Below are 19,714 nucleotides of genomic sequence, written 5' to 3'. Positions count from 1 at the left end.
ATTGTTTTTTTGAGTATTAAATTTTCCACGCTGTCTCCTGTTCAGGTTTGCGGAAATACCACTCTGCTTCAATAAAAAGCTACCCTGTGATTTTGTTTTTTGCAGTTGCAAGAACAGCATGCTGCTGAAAAAATAGGCGGTCAAGTGGTTTTGAAGTGGCCTCAAAGTGGGCAATACCACTTCGCGCAAAAAACGCAGCGGCATCTGCGAACGGCGTGTTGTCCTACTGGACAATCAAAAAACAGCAGAGGGAGGATGGAAAAAGACGCTGGATCGGAAAAAGACAGACCAGTTTTTTAATGCCGTGCAAGTGGTATTGCGCCAGCTTGCCGCCCCCTGAACGGGGCAACGGCGGGTGCCTGCCTGGCCACCCGCCGCGTCAGGCAGACTTATTGAGGTAAATCAAATACCGCCATCGACTCCACGTGCGACGTGTGGGGGAACATGTTCACCACGCCCGCCTTGCTCAGCACATAACCCGCTTCCAGCGCCAGGATGCCGGCGTCGCGCGCCAGGGTCGACGGGCTGCACGACACATACACGATGCGCTTCGGCAGCATGTCCGGACGCACTTGCGACAGGCCCACCAGCGCCTGGCACAGGGCCATGGCGCCATCGCGGGGCGGGTCGACCAGGATGCGGTCAAACTTGCCCAGCGCGATCAGGTCGTCCGTCGTCACTTCGAACAGGTTGCGCGTCGAGAACGAGGTTTTTTCCGCCAGGCCATTGGCCAGCGCGTTTTCCAGCGCCCGCTCCGTCAGGGTGGTGCTGCCTTCGATGCCCACCACTGCGCTGCCTTGCGTGGCCAGCGGCAAGGTGAAATTGCCAAGGCCGCAGAACAGGTCGGCCACGCGGTCGGTCGGCTGCACTTCCAGCAAACGCAGGGTTTTCGATACCAGCACGCGGTTGATGTGGTGGTTCACCTGGGTGAAATCGACGGGCTTGAACGGCATCTTGACGCCGAATTCCGGCAGCAGGTAATGCAATTGCTTGTCCAGCGGATAGAACGGTACGGCCGTTTCCGGGCCTTTCACCTGCAGCCACCATTGCACGCCGTAGGCGTCGGCGAATGCCTTCAGTTTCGTCTCGTCGTCCGCCGTCAGGGGGGCCATGATGCGCAACACCATGGCCGTGACGTCTTCGCCGACAGCCAGCTCGATCTGCGGCATCTGGTCGAAGATCGACAGCGACGCAATCAAGCCGCGCAGCGGCAGCAGCATGGCGGAAATGTGCGGCGGCAGGATTTCGCAGCTATCCATGTCGGCAACGAAGGCCGATTTCTTTTCATGGAAGCCCACCAGCACGGCATCTTTCTTCTTGACGTGGCGCACGGACAAGCGCGCGCGGTAGCGGTAGCCCCACGTCGGGCCATACATGGGGCGCATGATGCTTTGCGGACGCACCTTGCCGATATGCCATAAATTGTCTTCCAGCACGCGCTGCTTGATCGCCACCTGCGCCGACGGTTCCAGGTGCTGCATCGAGCAGCCGCCGCAATTGTCGAAATGCTTGCACTTGGGCGTCACGCGCATCGACGATTCGCGGTGCAGCGCCGTCATGCGGGCCATTTCCCAGTTCTTCTTTTTCTTGAACGTCACGAAGCTGACCCGCTCGCCCGGCAACGCGCCCTCGACAAACACGACCTTGCCCGGCGAGCCGTCTTCGTTCTCGATATGGCCAACGCCACGGGCGTCCATGTCGAGCGATTTGATTTCGATGATATTTTCTTGCATAGCGATCAATAGGTAAGAGTGGGCCAGGACGCAGGGCCGCGCTGGAACTTGAAAGAATGGGGGAAAGTCAGGCGCCGCGAGCGGGGCGTATGATAGCAGATGCCGACTAGCTTAAGTCCGCAGCACGGTTGCGCCGATTTAGCGTGGCTGAGAAAATGTACAGGGCAAGGCGCATTGCCGAAGACAGTACGCCAGTACGGCGAGGCATTGCAACGCCGCCGATGCGTTTTATCGGGCACGTTACAGCAGAGAGTCGCGCACGACGCCACGTGCCGCCATGGCCCGTTTGAGCTTGATCAAAGCTTCTTGCTGGATCTGGCGCACGCGCTCGCGCGTCACGCCCATTTCCTCGGCCAGGGTTTCCAGGGTGGCCGGATCGTCGTTATCGAGGCCGAAACGGCGCATGATGACCACGCGCTGCTTGTCGGGCAGCTTGGTCAGCCAGTCGCGCACCAGCACCGTCATTTCATGGTGTTCCGCGCGCGCGTCGGGGCTGTCTTCGCTGGCGCCGGGCAGCATGTCCATCAGCGACGATTGCGGGTCGTTGTCGAGCGGCGCGTCGAGCGAGGTGGCATGCTCGGACAGGGCCAGGATATCCTGCACCTCTTCCACGGGACGGCCCACGAGGTGGGCGATGTCTTCCGCGGTGGCATCCTTGCCGTCGTGGTGCTGGGCTTCCAGGTGGTATTTGCCGCGCAGTATCTGGTTCAGTTCGCGCACCATGTGCACGGGCAGGCGCACCGTGCGCGCCTGGTTCATGATGGCGCGCTCGATGCTCTGGCGTATCCACCAGGTGGCGTAGGTGGAAAAGCGGAAACCGCGCTCGGGTTCGAACTTGTCGATGGCCCGCATCAGGCCGATGTTGCCCTCCTCGATCATGTCGAGCAGGACCACGCCGCGGTTGATGTAATGCTTGGCGATCGACACGACCAGGCGCAGATTGTGCTCGATCATGGTTTGCCGGGCTTCGAAATTGCCCTGCTTGGCCAGGGTGGCGTAATGCACCTCTTGCGCCGCCGTCAGCAGGGGCCGCGTGCCGATCTGGTTCAGGTAATGCTGCGTGGTATCGGTCGACAGCTCGGCCGCCAGCACTTTCTTCAATTCATCGACACTTTCGACCAGCACGCTGACGCTGGCCACCTCGCCGCCCTCGCCTGGCTCGACGGCGTCAATACCGTCGAGTTCGCCGGTATCGTCCGTCACGACTTCGTCTGCCCCGTCTTCCGGCAGTTCCGGCTCATCGTCCAGCTGATCGTGCGGCGCGTGTGTCATTGCTTTACCTAACGGTTAGGCAGGAATTTCGAAGGGTCGACAGGTTTGCCCTGCTGGCGGATTTCAAAGTGCAGCTTCACGCGGTCGGCATCGGAATCGCCCATTTCGGCGATGGCCTGGCCTTTGTTGACGTTCTGCCCTTCCTTCACCAGGATGCTGCGGTTATGCGCATATGCCGACAACAGGCTATTACTGTGCTTCACGATGACAAGATTACCATAACCACGGATTCCGCTCCCGGCATACATGACTTTTCCCGCGCCGGCGGCCACCACCTGCTGGCCCGCCTTGCCGGCGATATCGACGCCCTTGTTCTTGCCTTCGTCGAAAGTGCCGATGACTTTGCCTTCTGACGGCCACATCCAGCTGATCTTCTCGTCACCAGGCGCCGATGCCGCAGGGGCTGCCGCTGCGGCGGCCGGTGCGGCAGCGGCAGCTGCCGCCGGTGCTGGCGCGGGTTTCGCGTCGCTGCTGCCGCCATCGGCGCGCAGCTCGGCCAGGGTGGCGTCGGAATACGCGCGCTTCTCGCCGCGCGGGCCCGTTTTCTTCGGCACGACAGGCGCGGCCGGTTTGACTTCCGTCACCGGCGGCATGACGATGGCCGACGTCTGCGCGCCGCCCGCGTCGCCAGTCGGCGGCAGCACGCGCAATACCTGGTCGACCTTGATGTCGTTCGGGTTGCTCAAGTCGTTCCAGGCCACCAGGTCGCGGTAATTCTGGCCGTGTTCCAGCGCGATGCGCAACAGGGTATCGCCGCGCTTGACCGTGTAATAGGCCGGGTCGCGGTCGCGCGGATCGCTGGCGGCGGCGCTGCTGCTCGATGGCTGGCGTTCCACCACCGGCGCCTGCACGCCCGTGGTGCCGCAACCGCTCAACAGGGCGGCCAGCGTGACGCTGCATATCAGTATGTTACTTTTCTTAATCATTCGCATGTAATTGTATGTCCTGCTTGCTAGCTGATCCGGGGATCATATGGTGCCCGGGCGCAAAGGCACGAAATGGCAATCTTCCAGGGTTTGGCTGGTCCATTCCGTTTTCCCCACCCGGGTAATGAGTTGTAAGTGTTGCAATTTAGCCCCCACCGGCGCAACCAGACGCCCGCCGGGCGCCAGCTGTTCCAGCAAGGCTTGCGGGACTTCCAGGCCGGCGGCGGCAAGGATGATCCCGTCGAAGGGCGCCGCCTGCGGCAGGCCAAGCATACCATCTCCGTACTGCAAGCGCAGATTCGACACGCGCAGCGGGCGCAGATTGGCCTTCGCCAGCTCGTGCAAGGGCCGGATGCGCTCGATCGAATACACCTCTTTCGCCACCAGCGACAGCACCGCCGCCTGGTAGCCGCAGCCCGTGCCGATTTCCAGCACGCGCTGCAGGCTGCCGCCCTGGCGCATCACTTCGATCATGCGCGCGACGATATACGGCTGCGAGATGGTCTGGTGGTGGCCGATGGGCAAGGAGGCATCGATGTACGCCTGCGACGCCAGCGCCTCGTCCATGAACATATGGCGCGGCACGGCTTGCAGGGCGTCGAGCACCACCTGGTCCTTGACGCCCTGTTTCGCCACGCGCGCCACCATGGCCCGGCGCACGGCTTCCGAGACGAGCGGGTTTTGCCGCGGCGGCGACACCACGGCCGGCTGCGCCCGCTCATTGGCGATGGCCTGAGCGCGCGATGGCGCGATGGCCGCGTGCGTGCCATAGGGCGGCGCCACGCCGCGCGCCGCGTTTTGCGCCGCATTCTGCGTGGCCGTCTGCGGCGTGGCGATCCTGGACTGGGCCAGCGACTGCCCCCCGCCCTGCCTGGCGGGCTTGCCGGCCAGCGAATCGAGGGAAAGGGGGAAGGTACGCGGCTTGTCAGTCATAGTGAGCGGTCATGCCAGGCCTTTTGCCAGTGCATCGAGTTGGGTGGTATGGGTCAGGTCGATCTGCAGCGGCGTGATCGATACTTGTCCATGTTCAACGGCATGGAAGTCCGTGCCCGGGCCGCCTTCCTTGGCGGCGCCGGCGGGGCCGATCCAGAAGATTTCACGGCCACGCGGGTCGAGCGCGCGGATCACGGGCTCGGCCGAATGGCGCTTGCCCAGGCGCGTGGCCGCCATGCCTTGCAATTGCGCGTAAGGGATGGCGGGAATATTCACATTCAGCAAATATGGCTTCTGCAGGGCGTCGAACTGGCGCTCGACGATTTCCCGCGCCACGCGGGCCGCTGCGTCCAGGTTGGCCCAGCCAAACTGCGACTGGGAAAAGGCGATGGCGGGAATGCCGAACAGATAGCCTTCCGTGGCGGCGGCCACGGTGCCCGAATACAGGGTGTCGTCGCCCATGTTGGGGCCGTTGTTGATGCCGGAGACCACCAGGTCGGGGCGCTCGATGAGCATGCCCGTCAGCGCCACGTGCACGCAGTCGGTGGGCGTGCCGTTGACAAAATAAAAGCCGTTGGCGGCCTTGTGCACGGACAAGGGCCGGTCCAACGACAGCGAATTGGACGCGCCCGAGCGGTTGCTGTCGGGCGCCACCACCACGATGTCGGCAATGGGCGCGAGCGCGTCGGCCAGGGCCGCCAGGCCTGGCGCCAGGTAACCGTCGTCGTTACTGATAAGGATTCTCATAACGAGATTTTACCTGAAGCAATGCCAACACTGCGCGTGCCGCACGCCGATAGGCAGCATTTTTTGTGCCGCCGCGCGGACATGGCGCACAAGCTCAGCGCTGCTCGATGCGCGCTTCCGACAACGCCCCTTCCAGCGCCTGCACTTCATCCTCCTGCAAGGCCAGCAAGGCATTCAGGTCGCCTTGCAACTTATACATTCTTTTCAGCTGCGCCATGCCGCGCCTGCGCAGCTTGCCCGGCACGCCAGGGCGCAGCAGGCAGGACTTCAAATGTTCGGCCAGTTCGCCCGCCTGCGGATACTGTTCCCGCTCGATCATGCCTTGCAGCATAGAGATCATGCTGGCCAGGGTGTCCGGCTCGGCCGCATCCTGTTCATTGGCGCGGCCGGCCAGGATGGTTTCCTGCAAATGCCGCGCACCGTCGAGCACGCTGTCCGCATGCCCCGTGACAGGCGCCTTCAACAGCCGGTCACTGCCGCTGAGCACGGCGTCTTCCAGCAGGCGCGCCGCCTCGCTGTCGCCCTGCTGCTGCAGGGTGCCGGCCAGTTGCTTCTTGCTGTGCAAGGTATCGAGGTGGTCCTCGCCCAGCAGGCGCGCATGCACTTCCAGCACCTGCTCCTGCACGCTGCGCGCCGCATCGAGTTCACCGCGCCGCAGCAGCGCCTCGGCCAGCTTGCGCTGGCTCATCAAGGTTTCCGGATGATCGAGCCCGTGCGTGCGCTCGCGCGCCGCCACCTGGTCTTCATGCAGCTGGCGCGCGCCGGCCCAGTCGCCCTGCCCGGCCACGATATCGGCCAGCAAATCGCGCGTGGACAGGGTCGCCGCATGATCGCCGCCCAGGCGCCGCTCCTGCACCTGCAGCACGGCAGCGAGCAGGCGCCGCGCGCCCTCCAGGTCGCCGTCGCGCCCCAGCGCCTGCGCCAGGGCCAGCTTGCTGCGCAAGGTATCGCCATGCTCGGCGCCAAACAGGCGCTCGCGCGCCGCCACCACCGTGCCCAGCACTTGCCGCGCCTGCGCCAGCCTGCCCATGCGCAGCAAGGTGGCGGCGCGGCCATCCATCGCTTCCAGGGTCAGCGGATGCTCGCCGCCCAGCTGGCGCGCATAGCTTGCCAGCACCGTATCCTGCAGCAGCAGCGCCGCCGCCAGCTCGCCCTGCAGCAACAGGGTTTTCGCCAGGCAAGCCCGGGCGGACAGGGTGTCGGGATGCTCGCTGCCCAGCACGCGCTCGCGCACGTCGAGCACGTCTTCCTCCAGGAAGCGCGCTTCATCGAGCTTGCCCAGCTGGCGCAGCAGGCGCGCCATGCCGCTCTTGCACGCCAGGCTGTCGGGGTGTTCCTCACCCAGCAGGCGCACGCGGATCTCGACGCTCTGGCGGAAGGCGTCGAGCGCCTGCGCGCTGCGGCCATCCTTTCGGTACAGCTCGCCCAAACGGGCCAGGTCGCGCGCCAGCGGCAGGGCCACGGCACGGCCCGGTTCCAGCTGCAAGGCCTGGCGCGCTTCGCTGATGGCGCCCAGCAAGGCGATTTCACGGCTCGATTGCCAGGGAAAGTACCCGCCCGTCAGCCAGTGCAAAAAGGCTTCGAAGGTGCGCGTGAGGGAAAAGCGGTCGCCGCCCTGGTCGATGCGCACGGCCAGCTGTTCACCATAGGCAAAGGTTTTCGTCTGCTGCAGCTGGACTTCGTCGAAATAGCTGTCGAGGGCGATCTGCGGCAAGCCGTAGGACGTGCGCAGCAAGCGCTCGAACATGGGCTGGAAACCGGCGATGCCCTTGTGCGCATCGCCGCGGCGCCACTCGGCGCGCTGCGCCCCATCGCCCATTTCTATGCGCGAAGGCAAGGGGTACACGAGCAGCGGACGCTGCTCGTCTTCATGGCTGCGGCGGTACTCGATGGCCCGCGTGACGAGCGCATCGACGCCTTCCAGGCTTTGCCGGTTCGGCGTGAAGACCACCACCAGCTTTTTCGGCAGCAAGGTGGTGCAGATGCCGGCGCTGTCCGTGCGCCCCGTGCGCGAATCGACCAGCACGTAGCGGAAATGCTGGGCCAGGGTATCGGCGAAGCAGCGGAACAGGGCCGGGCAGGTGTCGAACAGCTGGTCCCAGCGCATCTGCGCCAGGCGCTCGCTGTAGCTGGCATCGAAGCGCCCCGCGCGCATCAGGTACAGCGGACTGCCCTGGTCGACGCGCACCACGTACTGCTGCCAGTCGATGGCGTCGAGCACGCGCTGGGCCAGCGCCGCATCCTCGCGGCCGGCGCCCTGCCCGCTGGCGCGCGCGCCCGCCGTTTCCAGACTGATGCGCTCGAGCTGCTGGCGGCACGCCTCGAAGAACTCGAGCACGCCCGGCCGCTCCTCGTGCTGCTCGAAATAATGGTGCAGGCCCGGCGCTTCCATGTCCCAGTCCAGCATCAGCACGGGCACGCTGGCGTTTTCACGGCGCGCCAGCAGGACGGCGATGTTCGACAGGGCCATGGTGCGGCCGGTACCGCCCTTGTAGGAATAGAAGGTGACGACTTCGCCAGGGGCGCTCAAAGGTGGCAGGGAGAGGCGTTGGCATTCCATGACGGGACCTTTTACGTGATTAACGTGGAAAGTGGGGAGGCGGAATGGCGCGCCATTCCGGTGGAATATCGGGCAACACGAAACGGCTGCAATCGTGGCCGGGCGGAGTTGACCGCTTGAGCAAGTGGTAATGCGTGGCGATGCGCTGCACGATGCGTTCGATGTCGGGCAGGTATTGGGGATTCGACTTCAGGTCGCCGCTGGCCAGCGTGTAGCCGGAAAAATCGACGTACAGACCCGATTCCGTGATTTGCGGCGGCAAGCCGTCCGGATGGCGCGTCATGATGATGGGGATGATCAGGTGGCTGGGCAGCTCATACCAGGCGCGCCGCTCCTGCTCGATCAGTTGCATGGCGGCAAATTCGCGCCGCGTATAGCCGTGCGCTTCATATTTGGGCGTGTACAGCACGATCATGCAAACGCTCTGGCACATGGCGCGCGCCACGCGCAGGTCGATATCGTCGCCGCCGCCCAGTTGCTCGCTGTCGATGAACAGGACTTCCTCGCGGTCCAGGTGCGGTTCCAGATAGCACGCCAGCGCCTCGATCAGGTCATTCTTGAACTTGTTCATGAACGCATATTGGCCGTGTGCATAGCTCAAGAAACAGCCGTAGCGGATCTCCATGGCATCCCCCCTGTTCCCCGTGCGGCCCTGCCATCGCCGCGCCTTCATCCTGCAAGGCATGAGCTCACTGTAGACCGCTCGACAACAAGACTGTTTGCGCTGGCGCAAAGATGTGTCTGGCGTCCTGGACATGCGTCACAATGCCAGAAAATGGCGCGATCGCGCCACTTTCCGGCATGCCGGGCGCGCAGGCAGGCGCCGCGCAGAAAACGCTACTCGCTTGATAACAAAGGGAAATATGCCGGCGCGCGGATGGCCCCGGCAAGCAGGACTTAAGCGCCCTTGGCGGGCAGGTTGCGGAAGAACTCCACCACTTCGTTCGTATCGCGCGTGCGCTTGAACGGCGGCAGGCTTTGCCAGATGCGCTTGCCATACGGCTTGGAAATGAGGCGCGGATCGCAGATCATCAGCACGCCGCGGTCACCCTCGTCGCGGATCAAGCGGCCCGCGCCCTGCTTCAGGTTGATGATGGCTTCCGGCAGCGAGTGGTGCATGAAACCGTTCTTGCCCTGCTTTTCCATCACTTCGATGCGCGCGGCCAGCACCGGGTCGTCCGGCGGCGCGAACGGCAGCTTGTCGATGATGACCAGGGACAAGGCATCGCCGCGCACGTCGACGCCTTCCCAGAAGCTCTGGCTGCCGATCAGCACGCCATTGCCGGCGGCGCGGAACTGGTCGAGCAATTCCGTGCGCCCCCTTTCTCCCTGCACGAACAGGGGGAAGTTCAGGCCACGCTGCTTGAATTCGTCGGCCAGGCGCTCGGCCGCGCGCTTGACGGCGCGCAAGGTGGTGCACAGGAAGAAGGTGCGCCCGCCCGCCGCCTCGATGATGGGCAGGGCGCAGTCGATGACGGCGTCCGTATAGCCCAGCGAATTGGGTTGCGGCAGGTTTTGCGGCACGAACAGCAAGCCCTGCTGGCCATAGTCGAACGGGCTCGGCCACGTGTGCGACGGTTCGCCCGTCAAGCCCATCTGCTCGGAAAAATGCTTGAAATCGTTTTTCACGGCCAGGGTGGCGGACGTGAAAATCCAGCTGCGCGGCGTGCCTTCGCGCTGGTTGTTGAAGATCGGCGCGATCGACAATGGCGTTTTGTGCAACTGCAGGGAGCTGGAAAACGCTTCCACCCAGAACACGGCTTCTTCGCCGGCCGCCACTTTCGCCTTCGGATCGAACTTCCAGCCGCTCAGCTGCTGCGCCAGCTCGACGCCGCGCACCCGGCACTGCTCCAGGGTTTCCGCCCGTTCCGCCTGGGTTTCCAGCACGGCCACCATGCCGTCGAGCTCATCCTTGAGGGTGTCGAGCGCGGGAAAGAAGTCGCTCGACGGGGCGATCTGCGGCAGGGACAGGCGTACGATATCCTGCGGGAACGTCAAACGCAGGTCACGCGCCGCCTTTTCCACCACCGTGACCGTCTTGGCCCAGTCGATGCCGCGCGCATGCGCGAGGCCCTCGGCCAGCACGTCGCGGCAGAGCTCCAGGATTTGCGAAGTCGATACCGTGTTACCGAAGAACAAAGTGGCCGTATCGGGCAGCTGGTGCGCCTCATCGAAGATGATGGTATTAGCCGATGGCAACAATTCCGCCACGCCCGTGTCCTTCAGGGCCACATCGGCAAAGAACAAATGATGGTTGACCACCACCACGTCGGCCTGCTGCGCTTCCTTGCGCGCCTTCATGACGAAGCAATCCTGGTAATACTGGCACTCGGCGCCCATGCAGGTGTCGCGCGTGGACGTCACCAGGTTCCAGATCATGGCGTTTTCCGGCACCTTGGTCAGTTCCGCCTTGTCACCCGAGCTGGTCATCTTGATGAAACGGGAGATTTCGCGCAGGTGGCCCACGTCGTCGCGCGAGGTCATGCGGCCGTTCTGCAGGGTGCGTTCCAGGTGGTAATGGCAGACGTAGTTCGAGCGGCCCTTCAGCAAGGCGACGGAAACGGGCGCCTGCAGCGCGGCGCGCACGGTGGGGATATCGCGCAGGAACAATTGATCCTGCAAGTTCTTCGTGCCGGTGGAAACGATGGTCTTGCCGCCCCACATCAGCGCCGGCACCAGGTAGGCGAAGGTCTTGCCAGTGCCCGTGCCCGCCTCGGCGATCAGGGTCGTCTGGCTATCGATGGCGCTGGCGATGGCCTTGGCCATGTCCGTTTGCGAACGGCGCGGCTTGTAGCTGCCCACGGCCGGACCGAGCGGGCCGCCGGCGCCAAACAGGCGCTCGATGTCGGCATCATGCTTGCCAGGCGCCGCCTGCGGTTCGGCTGGCAGACTGGCTTGCAGATCGGCAGGCTGGCCATCTGGGTTTACTGGCAATAAATTGTGATCGGTCAAAATATACTTAGGTGAAGGCTGGACTGGACGCTACTGGCGCCCCTCAGGCGGGAACGTCGGGCACCAACTGCATTTTCAGCAAGGTGATGTGATCCTTCAATTGCAATTTGCGCTTTTTCAGGCGGCGCAGCTGCAGCTCGTCATGGTGACCATCGAGTATCAGCAACTCGATGACGGCATCGAGGTCACGGTGTTCCACGTTGAGTTCAATCAGGCGCCGCTCTATTTGCTGTGCATCGCTCATGTGTTGCGTTCCAGGCAGTGTTGGTAACAATGTTGGTAATTCGGCGCGCGCAGCGTGCGCAGGCAACCATAGTGCATAGTTTAACCTGCCGCGCGGCTTAGGGCACGCCATTTCCGGCGTGCCCCTGCACGGCGGTGTTATTTGACCGGCGGCACAGGCACGGCAACGGCCGGCGTGCTGGCAGCGGCGGCCGCCGCCTTGGCGGCCTTGGCATCCGCTTCGGCCTGGCGCTCTGCCAGGCGTTGCGCCACGCGCTTCTGGCGCGCCACGGCGTCGGCCTGTTTTTTCGCATACGCTGCTTCGCGGGCCGCGCGGCGCGGCGCTTCGGCCGCATCGTCGGCGGCCTGTTTCGCCACCTTCGCCGCTTGCTCAGCCTCGCGTTCGGCAACGCTCTTGCCTTGCGGCTTGGGCGGCACCGGCTCGGGCGTGACCACTTTCACGGGCTTGGGCACGGCTGCGGCCCGCTGCTCGGCGTCCAGGCGCGCGCTTTCCTGCGTCCGGGCCAGGTCGATATCGCGCAGGCGCACGGATTCGGCGCGCTTGAAGTAATTCGCTTCCGCGTCGACGGCGCGCAGGCGCACGAGGATCAGGCGGCGCTTTTCCTTGGCCTTGTCGAGACAATTATTCACGAAAAACTTGTTGTAGCACTCCAGTTCGCGCGCGGCAAACTCGTTTTCCGCCGCTTCGCGCTCGCTGGCCGACTGCTTCAGCTTGGCGTCCGCTTCTTCCACCGACAAGGTGGCGGGCACCTGCGGCGCGCCGACCTCATCCAACGCCGCGGCACCCTGGTGCGCGCAGGCAGACAACGCCAGGACCAGGCCCAGCGCCGCACCCAGCTTGTATAGTGTATTTGCCATCATCTTCATTATCCCTGCCTCAAACGATCGCGTCGGCCGCGCCGCGCTGTTCTTTTTCCATGTATTCGCGCGATTGCATCTCGATGATACGCGAAACGGTACGGTGAAACTCGTTGGCCAGCATGCCGTTCGTGTACAGCTGGTCCGGCGCCACTTCGGCCGACATGATCAGCTTGACCTTTTGATCATAAAACACGTCGATCAGCCAGGTAAAACGGCGCGCCTCGGACGACTGCGCCGCCGACATGGCCGGTATGCCGGACAATATCACCGTATGGAAGCGGCTGGCGATTTCCAGGTAATCATTTTGCGAGCGGGGGCCGCCGCACAGGGTGGCGAAATCGAACCAGATGATGCCGCCGGCGCGGCGCAGGCAGTGGATTTCGCGGCTCTCGATGCGGATGCGCGCGTCTTCGTCGGCCGTCTCGGCGATGCGCGTGTAGGCGTCGCGCAAGGCCTTGTCGGTGGCGGCGCCCAGCGGCGTATAGTAGCTTTCCACCTGTTCCAGCGCGCGGCCGCGGTAATCGACGCCGGCGTCGACGTTCATCACGTCGAGCTTGTCCTTCAGCAGCGCGATGGTCGGCAGCATGCGGTCGCGGTGCAGGCCGTCCGGATACAGCAGGTCGGGGTCGTAATTCGAGGTCATGATGAAGGACACGCCATTGGCGAACAGGGCCGACAGCAGGTTGTACAGGATCATCGCGTCGGCGATATCCGAGACGTGGAATTCATCGAAGCAGATGAGGCGGTATTTCTTGGCGATGCGCTTGGCCACCTCGTCAAGCGGGTCGGCCACGCCCTTCAATTCATCGAGCTGCTGGTGCACGCCGCGCATGAATTCATGGAAGTGCAGGCGCGTCTTGCGCACCAGGGGCACGACCGAGTAAAAACTGTCCATCAGGAACGATTTGCCGCGCCCTACCCCGCCCCACATGTACACGCCTTTCGGCACGGCGGGACGGTTCAGCAGGCGCTTGAAGGTGCTCGAGCGCTGGCCCTTGTAGGCCACCCACTCGTCATAGCACAGCTGCAGGCGGTCGACCGCGCGCCGCTGGGCGGCATCGGCCTTGAAATCGCGCTTCTGCAACGCGTGCTGGTAAAACTCTTCAACGTTCATGGGATTCGATTCAACAGGGATTCTTGACATAGCGCAAACGGGCCGGCAAGGCAGAAACTGCTTTGCCGGCCCGCTGCGAAGTACCGTACTGCTTAGAAGTTCAACGTACGCTTATCGACGGCCAGTGCCGCTTCCTTGGTCGCTTCCGACAGGGATGGGTGCGCGTGGCAGATGCGCGCGATGTCTTCGGCCGAGGCCTTGAATTCCATCGCCACGACGGCTTCGGAAATCAGTTCGGACGCCATCGGGCCGACGATGTGCACGCCGAGGATTTCATCGGTGGTCGCATCGGCCAGGAATTTCACCATGCCCGAGGTGTCGCCCAGCGCGCGCGCACGGCCGTTGGCCATGAACGGGAAGGTGCCGGCCTTGTAGGCGATGCCTTCGGCCTTCAGGGTTTGCTCGGTCTTGCCGACCCACGCGATTTCCGGCGAGGTGTAGATCACCCACGGAATCGTGTTGAAGTTGGTGTGGCCATGCTGGCCGGCGATACGCTCGGCCACGGCAACGCCTTCTTCTTCCGCCTTGTGCGCCAGCATCGGGCCGCGCACGACGTCGCCCACTGCCCAGACGTTCGGCAGGTTGGTCTTGCAGTCGCCGTCGACGGCGATGAAGCCGCGCTCGTCCAGCTGCAGGCCGACTTTATCGGCACCCAGACCGTTCGTGTTCGGCGTGCGGCCGATCGAGATGATCAGCTTGTCGAACACGGCTTTTTGCGCTTCGCCCTTGGCGTCCACGAATTCCACGGTGACGTCTTTCTTGCCTGGCGTGATCGCACCGATCTTGCAGCCGAGGTTGATCTTCAAGCCTTGCTTGGTGAACAACTTCGACGCTTCCTTGGCGATCTGCTCGTCCACGGCGCCCAGGAAGACCGGCAGGCCTTCCAGCACCGTAACGTCGGAACCCAGGCGGCGCCAGACGCTGCCCATTTCCAGGCCGATCACGCCGGCACCGATGACGCCCAGCTTGGCTGGAACGGCGTCGATGGCCAATGCGCCCGTGTTCGACAGGATCAGTTTCTCGTCGAATGGTGCGCCCGGCAGTTCGCGTGCGTTCGAGCCCGTGGCGATGACCACGTGCTTGGCGCTCAGGGTTTCGTTGGCTTCGCCCGTTACGCTGATCTCGTACGCGCCAGCGGCGGCGGCAGCGAAAGCGGCACGGCCGTGGAAGAAGGCGATCTTGTTCTTCTTGAACAGGTACAGGATGCCGTCGTTGTTTTGCTTGACGACGGTGTCCTTGCGCTTGAGCATCTGGCCCAGGTTCAGCTTCAGGCCGGCGACGTCGATGCCGTGCTCGGCGAAGCTGTGGCCCGCGTGTTCGAAATGCTCGGACGATTGCAGCAGCGCTTTCGACGGGATGCAGCCGACGTTGGTGCAGGTACCGCCAGGAGCGGCGCCGCCCTTGGCGTTCGACCACTCGTCGACGCAAGCGACGGAAAAGCCCAGCTGCGCTGCGCGGATGGCGGCGATGTAGCCGCCAGGGCCCGCACCGATGACAACTACGTCAAATTGTTTAGTACTCATGTTTTGTTATTCCAATCTCTTCGTCTGGTACGAAAATCCACAATAGAAGGTAAATCACCACGCCGAAGCCGAAGGTCAATGTAAACAGGACGAAGACGAGGCGCCAGATCCACGCTTCCATGCCGGAAGCGCGGCCCAGGCCGCCACAGACGCCGCCCAGCCAGCGGTCGTTGCGCGAGCGGCGCAGGCGGTTGAATTCCTGCACCAGGTCGTTCGACGGGCCGGAGGCGGCGCCGGCGCCGGACGTGCTGTCCGGCTTGTCCAGGTTGATATTGCTCAGGAGCTTGGCTTTCGCTTGCGCGAATTCCGCGTCGCTCAGGGCGCCCGCCAGGTGCAACTCGTGCAGACGCTTGATTTCTTCAGAGACGTTCATGGGAATCCTCTTTCATTGAGATCAGCCAGCTGCGTCTTCTGGCAAGGGGTATCAGCTACATTGCCCCGGCGGCTACGCCGGGGGACTACAGTGCTTACAGGTCCAGCAGCAGGCGTGCAGGATCTTCCAGCGCTTCTTTCATCGCCACCAGGCCCAGGACGGCTTCGCGGCCGTCGATGATGCGGTGGTCGTAGGACATGGCCAGGTAGTTCATCGGACGCACCACGATCTGGCCGTTTTCGACAACGGCACGGTCCTTGGTCGCATGCACGCCCAGGATGGCCGATTGCGGCGGGTTGATGATCGGGGTCGACAGCATGGAGCCGAAGGTGCCGCCGTTCGAGATCGAGAACGTGCCGCCCGTCAGGTCGTCCAGGGTCAGCTTGCCTTCCTTGGCTTTCGCGCCGAATTCACCGATTTTTTTCTCGATGTCGGCGATCGACAGCTGGTCCGCATTACGGATGATAGGCACGACCAGGCCGCGTGGCGAACCGACGGCGATGCCGATGTCGAAGTAGCCGTGGTAGACGATGTCGTTGCCGTCAACGGAAGCGTTGATGATCGGGTACTTTTTCAGGGCGGCGACGGCGGCCTTGACGAAGAAGGACATGAAGCCCAGCTTGACGCCGTGCTCTTTCTCGAACTTGTCCTTGTACTTGTTGCGCAGGTCGATGACCGGCTGCATGTTCACTTCATTGAACGTGGTCAGGATGGCGTTCGTCGATTGCGATTGCAGCAGGCGCTCGGCGATACGTGCGCGCAGGCGGCTCATCGGCACGCGCTCTTCAGGGCGGTCGCCCAGATTGGCGGCCGACGGCGTAGCAACTTGTTGCAGCGCCGGCTTGGCAGCGGCTGGCGCCAGCGGCGCGACAGCTGGCTTGGCGGAAGCGGCCAGGGCGTCGCCCTTGGTCACGCGGCCGTCTTTGCCCGAACCGGCGACGTCGCCGGCGGACAGGCCTTTTTCGGACAGGATCTTGGCAGCGGCAGGCATGGCGACATCGCCTTTGGTCGCAGCGGCAGGCGCCGAAGCGGTCGAAGCGTCTTGTGCGGCGGCAGCCAGGGCTGGCGCAGGCACGGCGGAGACTTCCATCGGGCTGACCTTGGCCGAACCGTCGGTATCGATGATGGCGATGACTTCGCCGGCAACGACGGTGGCGCCGTTATCCTTGATGATCTGCACGATCACGCCAGCGGCTGGCGCCGGCAGTTCCAGCACTACTTTATCGGTTTCGATATCGATCATGTTTTCGTCGCGCGCAACTGCTTCGCCGACTTTCTTGTGCCATGCCAGCAGGGTCGCTTCTGCAACCGATTCCGACAACTGGGGAACTTTGACTTCGATTTGTGCCATGTAAAACTCCGTTTATTTTGTTATTGCGGCGCCGCCCCTGCGTAGCAAGAGCGGCGCTCCGTCATCATCTAGTTGATCAGGCGCAATGCAAATCGCACGGCGCCTGTTATCCTTACTTGGTCAGGATAAAACCTTTCAGCTTCGAGAATGCCGTTTCCAGCAGGTCTTTTTGCTGGGCGTAGTGCTTGTCGTAGTAACCGACAGCAGGCGACGCCGAGGCAGGGCGGCCGGCGTAGGCCAGACGCTGACCCGATTCCAGGCCTTCGAAGATGTTGTGCTGGATCTGGAACCAGGCGCCCTGGTTTTGCGGCTCGTCCTGCGCCCAGACGACTTCGACCAGGTTCGGGAACTTCTTCAGTTCGGCAGCGAACGACTTGTGCGGGAACGGATACAGCTGTTCCAGGCGCACGATGGCCGTGTCGGTCTGGCCGCGGGTCTTGCGTGCGTTGACCAGGTCGTAGTAGACCTTGCCCGAGCAGGCGACCACGCGCTTGACTTTCTTGGCGTCGATTTTGTCGTCGACTTCGCCGATGACGGTCTGGAAACCGCCCTTGGCCAGGTCGGTCAGCGGCGAACCGGCATCCTTGTTGCGCAGCAGCGACTTCGGCGTCAGGATGACCAGCGGCTTGCGGAACTGGCGCACCATCTGGCGGCGCAGCAAATGGAAGATCTGCGAAGCCGTCGTCGGCTGCACCACTTGCATGTTGTTGTCTGCGCACAGCTGCAGGAAACGCTCGGGACGCGCGGACGAGTGCTCAGGACCCTGGCCTTCGTAACCGTGCGGCAGCATCATGACCAGGCCCGAAGCGCGGCCCCACTTCACTTCGCCGGAGCTGATGAATTGGTCGATCACCACTTGCGCGCCGTTGGCGAAGTCGCCGAACTGGGCTTCCCAGATCGTCAGGGTGTTCGGTTCAGCGGTCGAGTAGCCGTATTCGAAGGCCAGTACGGCTTCTTCGGACAGCACCGAGTCGATGACGGTGAACGGTGCCTGGTTGTCCGACACGTTTTGCAGCGGAATGTAGGTACCGGCATCCCAACGCTCGCGGTTCTGGTCATGCAGCACGGCGTGGCGGTGCACGAAGGTGCCGCGGCCGGCATCCTGGCCCGTCAGGCGGATGGCGTAGCCGGACGATACCAGCGATGCGTAGGCCAGGTGTTCGCCCATGCCCCAGTCCAGGTTCATTTCGCCACGGCCCATGGTGCCACGGTCGCCCAGTACTTTTTCCACCAGCGAGTGGACCTTGAAGTCTTCCGGCACGCTGGTGATGCGGGTGGCCAGGCGTTTCAGTTCCGTCATCGGCACGGCGGTGTCGGCCGAATCGGTCCATTTCTTGTTCAGGAACGGCAGCCAGTCGACGGCGTACTTGTTCTTGAAGTTCGAGATGACCGGATCGACGGTGTGCTTGCCGGCGTCCATGGCGTCGCGGAATGCGGCCACCATCTTGTCGCCGCCATCGGCAGGGATCACGCCTTGCGCTACCAGCTTGTCCGCGTACAGCTTGCGGGTGCCTGGATGCTGGCCGATCTTCTTGTACATCAGTGGCTGCGTCAGTGCCGGCGTATCTTGCTCGTTGTGGCCAAGCTTGCGGTAGCAGATGATGTCGAGGACGATGTCCTTCTTGAATTCCATGCGGTAGTCGAGCGCGATCTGCGTCGCCAGCACCACGGCTTCCGGATCATCGGCGTTGATGTGCAGGACCGGTGCTTCGATCATCTTGACGACGTCCGAGCAGTACAGGGTCGAGCGGGCATCGCGCGGATCCGAGGTGGTGAAACCGATCTGGTTGTTGATCACGATATGCACCGTGCCGCCGGTATGGTAACCACGGGTTTGCGCCAGATTCAGCGTTTCCATGACCACGCCCTGGCCGGCGAAAGCGGCATCGCCGTGCACCAGGATAGGCAGCACTTGCGCGCCCTGCGCGTCGCCGCGGCGGTCCATGCGGGCCTTGACGGAACCTTCGACCACAGGGTTGACGATTTCCAGGTGCGACGGGTTGAACGCCAGCGACAGGTGGACCGGGCCGCCCGCGGTGGAGATGTCCGACGAGAAGCCTTGATGGTATTTCACGTCGCCGGCTGGCAGATCGTCGCCATGCTTGCCTTCGAATTCTTCGAACAGTTCCTGCGGCGCCTTGCCCAGGGTGTTCACCAGCACGTTCAGGCGGCCGCGGTGGGCCATGCCGATCACGATTTCCTGCACGCCTTTTTCGCCGGCGCGCTGGATGGTTTCATCCATCGAGGCGATGAAGGTTTCGCCGCCTTCCAGGGAGAAGCGCTTCTGGCCCACGTAACGGGTGTGCAGATAGCGTTCCAGGCCTTCAGCCGCGGTCAGGCGGTCGAGGATGTGGATTTTTTTCTCTGGGGTGAAATTCGGGGTGGAGCGGATCGCTTCCAGTTTCTCCTGCAGCCAGCGCTTTTCGGCCGGGTCGGAGATGTACATGAATTCGGCGCCGATCGAACGCGTGTAGGTATCGCGCAGATAGTTCAGCAGATCGCGCAGGGTGGCGGTCTCGGGGCCAAAATAGGTATTGCTGATGTTGAACACGGTGTCCATGTCCGCGTCGGTGAAACCGTAGAAGCTCGGCTCGAGCTCAGGGATCATCGGACGTTCCTGGCGTTGCAGCGGATCCAGGTTGGCCCAGTGCGAACCGAGGTAGCGGTAAGCGGCGATCAGCTGCGTGGCGGCGACGCGCTTGCGGCCCATTTCAGCATCGAAGGAAGCGGTCACTGTGCGGATCGGACCTGCTTTTGCGCGCTCGGCGAACGAGGCGACGACGGAGGCATGCGCCACGTCAGGCTTGTTGGTGCCATCGACGGCAGGCACGTGCTGCATTGCGTCGAAGTAGGAACGCCAGTTATCGGGTACCGAGCCTGGATTGTTCAGATACGCCTCGTACAGGTCTTCCACGTACGGAGCATTCCCACCGAACAGGTAGGAGTTGGTCGTTAATTGCTGCATATATTGCTCACCTTTCTTCGCGCTTCGCGAGGAATTAGCGGGTTAATCTAACCTTCCGCGACACGGCCTGACCGGTTAGCGGATTGCACATCAAGTTGTGGGGAAGGGCTTTTTTATTGCACCAGCATTCTGCATACCGTCATTTAGAATAGCACGCGGTA

General features: G+C 63.0%; 16 protein-coding genes. 1 reads left to right on the top strand and 15 read right to left on the bottom strand.

All coding sequences use genetic code 11. The features are described from left to right. The first annotated feature begins 166 nt into the window (after positions 1-166). Positions 167-340 (top strand): hypothetical protein, encoded by a 174-nt coding sequence (locus AC1RJW_RS02280; protein WP_493043108.1) that lies wholly within the window; start codon positions 167-169, stop codon positions 338-340. Positions 341-389: 49 nt separating this feature from the next. Here the strand turns inward: AC1RJW_RS02280 and rlmD are convergent, their stop codons facing one another. From rlmD to AC1RJW_RS02205, 15 genes are all read right to left on the bottom strand, one after another. Next, positions 390-1,733 (bottom strand): 23S rRNA (uracil(1939)-C(5))-methyltransferase RlmD, encoded by a 1,344-nt coding sequence (gene rlmD / locus AC1RJW_RS02275; protein ID WP_493043107.1) that lies wholly within the window; start codon positions 1,731-1,733, stop codon positions 390-392. A 240-nt stretch (positions 1,734-1,973) separates the two neighbouring features. After that, a complete protein-coding gene (gene rpoS / locus AC1RJW_RS02270) occupies positions 1,974-3,005 on the bottom strand; it encodes an RNA polymerase sigma factor RpoS (protein WP_493043105.1) in 1,032 nt (343 codons plus the stop codon). 8 nt (positions 3,006-3,013) lie between these two features. Beyond that, positions 3,014-3,931: a peptidoglycan DD-metalloendopeptidase family protein gene (locus AC1RJW_RS02265; RefSeq protein ID WP_493043103.1), complete on the bottom strand. Its 918-nt coding sequence runs from the start codon at positions 3,929-3,931 to the stop codon at positions 3,014-3,016. A gap of 42 nt (positions 3,932-3,973) precedes the next feature. Next, a complete protein-coding gene (locus tag AC1RJW_RS02260) occupies positions 3,974-4,864 on the bottom strand; it encodes a protein-L-isoaspartate(D-aspartate) O-methyltransferase (protein ID WP_493043102.1) in 891 nt (296 codons plus the stop codon). Positions 4,865-4,873: 9 nt separating this feature from the next. Further along, a complete protein-coding gene (gene surE / locus AC1RJW_RS02255) occupies positions 4,874-5,611 on the bottom strand; it encodes a 5'/3'-nucleotidase SurE (protein ID WP_230504992.1) in 738 nt (245 codons plus the stop codon). Between the two features lie 94 nt (positions 5,612-5,705). Beyond that, a complete protein-coding gene (locus tag AC1RJW_RS02250; protein WP_493043100.1) occupies positions 5,706-8,171 on the bottom strand; it encodes a tetratricopeptide repeat protein in 2,466 nt (821 codons plus the stop codon). 19 nt (positions 8,172-8,190) lie between these two features. Next, the gene (locus AC1RJW_RS02245; RefSeq protein WP_034752049.1) at positions 8,191-8,796 is read right to left on the bottom strand and encodes a toll/interleukin-1 receptor domain-containing protein; all 606 of its coding nucleotides are present in this window, start codon (positions 8,794-8,796) and stop codon (positions 8,191-8,193) included. A gap of 272 nt (positions 8,797-9,068) precedes the next feature. Next, entirely contained in the window at positions 9,069-11,123 is a 2,055-nt protein-coding gene (gene yoaA / locus AC1RJW_RS02240; RefSeq protein WP_493043098.1) for a DNA repair helicase YoaA, read from the bottom strand. A gap of 43 nt (positions 11,124-11,166) precedes the next feature. Then, complete coding sequence (locus tag AC1RJW_RS02235; RefSeq protein WP_034752051.1) at positions 11,167-11,367, bottom strand: YdcH family protein; 201 nt, start codon at positions 11,365-11,367, stop codon at positions 11,167-11,169. 137 nt (positions 11,368-11,504) lie between these two features. Next, the gene (locus AC1RJW_RS02230; protein WP_493043095.1) at positions 11,505-12,227 is read right to left on the bottom strand and encodes a hypothetical protein; all 723 of its coding nucleotides are present in this window, start codon (positions 12,225-12,227) and stop codon (positions 11,505-11,507) included. Positions 12,228-12,243: 16 nt separating this feature from the next. After that, the gene (gene zapE, locus AC1RJW_RS02225; RefSeq protein ID WP_353660658.1) at positions 12,244-13,341 is read right to left on the bottom strand and encodes a cell division protein ZapE; all 1,098 of its coding nucleotides are present in this window, start codon (positions 13,339-13,341) and stop codon (positions 12,244-12,246) included. Between the two features lie 92 nt (positions 13,342-13,433). Beyond that, entirely contained in the window at positions 13,434-14,864 is a 1,431-nt protein-coding gene (gene lpdA, locus AC1RJW_RS02220; RefSeq protein WP_035820749.1) for a dihydrolipoyl dehydrogenase, read from the bottom strand. Continuing rightward, positions 14,854-15,237: a PspC domain-containing protein gene (locus AC1RJW_RS02215; RefSeq protein ID WP_326458843.1), complete on the bottom strand. Its 384-nt coding sequence runs from the start codon at positions 15,235-15,237 to the stop codon at positions 14,854-14,856. The genes lpdA and AC1RJW_RS02215 overlap by 11 nt, the downstream gene beginning before the upstream one ends. A 94-nt stretch (positions 15,238-15,331) precedes the next feature. Further along, complete coding sequence (gene odhB / locus AC1RJW_RS02210; RefSeq protein WP_493043092.1) at positions 15,332-16,588, bottom strand: 2-oxoglutarate dehydrogenase complex dihydrolipoyllysine-residue succinyltransferase; 1,257 nt, start codon at positions 16,586-16,588, stop codon at positions 15,332-15,334. 112 nt (positions 16,589-16,700) lie between these two features. Further along, positions 16,701-19,553, bottom strand: coding sequence for a 2-oxoglutarate dehydrogenase E1 component (locus AC1RJW_RS02205; protein ID WP_077407368.1), 2,853 nt, complete (start codon positions 19,551-19,553; stop codon positions 16,701-16,703). Between the last annotated feature and the right edge of the window lie 161 nt (positions 19,554-19,714).

This window comes from Janthinobacterium sp. GW822-FHT07A03 (assembly GCF_058798815.1).
The sequence above is the reverse complement of the archived record's forward strand: the minus strand, read 5'-3'. Positions and strand labels throughout refer to the sequence as shown.

Bases quoted from the DNA above. Each gene is read 5' to 3' on its own strand.
- AC1RJW_RS02215 (WP_326458843.1), bottom strand. From the start codon at position 15,237: ATGAACGTCTCTGAAGAAATCAAGCGTCTGCACGAGTTGCACCTGGCG.
- AC1RJW_RS02265 (WP_493043103.1), bottom strand. From the start codon at position 3,931: ATGATTAAGAAAAGTAACATACTGATATGCAGCGTCACGCTGGCCGCC.
- odhB (WP_493043092.1), bottom strand. From the start codon at position 16,588: ATGGCACAAATCGAAGTCAAAGTTCCCCAGTTGTCGGAATCGGTTGCA.
- rpoS (WP_493043105.1), bottom strand. From the start codon at position 3,005: ATGACACACGCGCCGCACGATCAGCTGGACGATGAGCCGGAACTGCCG.
- AC1RJW_RS02230 (WP_493043095.1), bottom strand. From the start codon at position 12,227: ATGATGGCAAATACACTATACAAGCTGGGTGCGGCGCTGGGCCTGGTC.
- AC1RJW_RS02205 (WP_077407368.1), bottom strand. From the start codon at position 19,553: ATGCAGCAATTAACGACCAACTCCTACCTGTTCGGTGGGAATGCTCCG.
- rlmD (WP_493043107.1), bottom strand. From the start codon at position 1,733: ATGCAAGAAAATATCATCGAAATCAAATCGCTCGACATGGACGCCCGT.
- lpdA (WP_035820749.1), bottom strand. From the start codon at position 14,864: ATGAGTACTAAACAATTTGACGTAGTTGTCATCGGTGCGGGCCCTGGC.
- zapE (WP_353660658.1), bottom strand. From the start codon at position 13,341: ATGAACGTTGAAGAGTTTTACCAGCACGCGTTGCAGAAGCGCGATTTC.
- AC1RJW_RS02235 (WP_034752051.1), bottom strand. From the start codon at position 11,367: ATGAGCGATGCACAGCAAATAGAGCGGCGCCTGATTGAACTCAACGTG.
- AC1RJW_RS02250 (WP_493043100.1), bottom strand. From the start codon at position 8,171: ATGGAATGCCAACGCCTCTCCCTGCCACCTTTGAGCGCCCCTGGCGAA.
- AC1RJW_RS02260 (WP_493043102.1), bottom strand. From the start codon at position 4,864: ATGACTGACAAGCCGCGTACCTTCCCCCTTTCCCTCGATTCGCTGGCC.
- AC1RJW_RS02245 (WP_034752049.1), bottom strand. From the start codon at position 8,796: ATGGAGATCCGCTACGGCTGTTTCTTGAGCTATGCACACGGCCAATAT.
- surE (WP_230504992.1), bottom strand. From the start codon at position 5,611: ATGAGAATCCTTATCAGTAACGACGACGGTTACCTGGCGCCAGGCCTG.